This is a genomic window from Amycolatopsis sp. NPDC059657, from assembly GCF_042734395.1.
Taxonomy (GTDB): domain Bacteria; phylum Actinomycetota; class Actinomycetes; order Mycobacteriales; family Pseudonocardiaceae; genus Amycolatopsis.
In genome coordinates this window covers 1-1,205 of record NZ_JBHWEB010000274.1, presented here as the reverse complement: position 1 = coordinate 1,205, position 1,205 = coordinate 1, and the positions used below count along the sequence as shown (strand labels likewise).

General features: G+C 68.0%; 1 protein-coding gene. It reads left to right on the top strand.

The genetic code is table 11. The features are described from left to right. The first annotated feature begins 131 nt into the window (after positions 1 to 131). A complete protein-coding gene (locus ACFV15_RS48180; RefSeq protein ID WP_378360252.1) occupies positions 132 to 1,124 on the top strand; it encodes an ABC transporter substrate-binding protein in 993 nt (330 codons plus the stop codon). Positions 1,125 to 1,205 lie beyond the last annotated feature (81 nt).

The following is a 1,205-nucleotide window of genomic DNA, read 5'->3' as shown; positions in this document are numbered from 1 at the left end:
CCTCCCGGCGCGGGTGTGGATCCCCCAGCGCCGCGTTCCCACGCCAAACTCCCTCTTGGTCTTGTTCGCGGGGTTTGGTGCTGGACCCTACAACCACGACCTAGTTCCCCCACAATGAAGTGAGGCAAGAAATGAAGAAGACCCTTCTCGTGGCGGGCGCCATGTTCTCCGCCGCCGCGCTGATGACCGCCTGCGGATCCGGTCAGGTCGGCCAGACTGGTTCCGGCGGCGACTCCCCCAAGCCGGCCGCGGGCAAGAAGCTCGCGCTCATCCCCGGCGTGCAGGCCGAGCCGTTCTACATCTCGATGCAGTGCGGCGCCGAGGCCGAGGCCAAGAAGGCCGGCTACGAGCTCACCACCCAGGCGCCCCAGAAGTTCGACGCCGCGATGCAGACCCAGCTGGTCAACGCGCTCGGCTCGAACCCCCCGTCGGCGCTGCTCATCGCCCCGACCGACGCGCAGGCCATGCTCGCGCCGATCCAGCAGGTCAAGTCCCGCGGCGCCAAGATCATCGAGGTCGACACCGCGCTCAAGGACACCAGCGTCGCCGAGTCCTCCATCTCCTCGGACAACGCCGAGGGCGGCAAGCTCGCGGCCCAGACACTGGCCAAGCTGGTCGGCGACAAGCCGGGCTCGGTGCTGGTGCTCGACACCATCGCGGGCACGTCCACCACGAACGCCCGCGCCAAGGGCTTCACCGACGAGCTGGCCAGCCACCCGAACCTGAAGTCGGCTGGCGTCCAGTTCACGCAGAACGAGCCCGACCAGGCCGCCTCGAAGGTGACCGCGGCGCTGGCGTCCACCCCGGACCTCGTCGGCATCTTCGCCACCAACCTCAACACGGGTGAGGGCGCCGCCACCGGCCTGCGCAACGCCGGCAAGGTCGGCGCGGTCAACCTGATCGGCTTCGACGCCTCACCGTCCGAGGTCGAGGGCCTCAAGAAGGGCGAGTACCAGGGCCTCATCGCCCAGGACCCGGCCGCCATCGGCCAGCAGGGCGTCCAGCAGGCGATCGCCGCACTCGAAGGCAAGCCGGTCACCCGCACGCTGACCGCACAGCTGCACTCGATCACCAAGGACACGCTCGACGCGAACTCGCAGTACTTCTACAAGCAGAAGTGCTGACGCTCGCTTAAGGGGGTCGTGAGTTTTAGGCGCCGGGTGGTACAATACGGTGAGAAAACACCCCACGCGGGCGGGGTTGTG

Bases quoted from the DNA above. Each gene is read 5' to 3' on its own strand.
- ACFV15_RS48180 (WP_378360252.1), top strand. From the start codon at position 132: ATGAAGAAGACCCTTCTCGTGGCGGGCGCCATGTTCTCCGCCGCCGCG.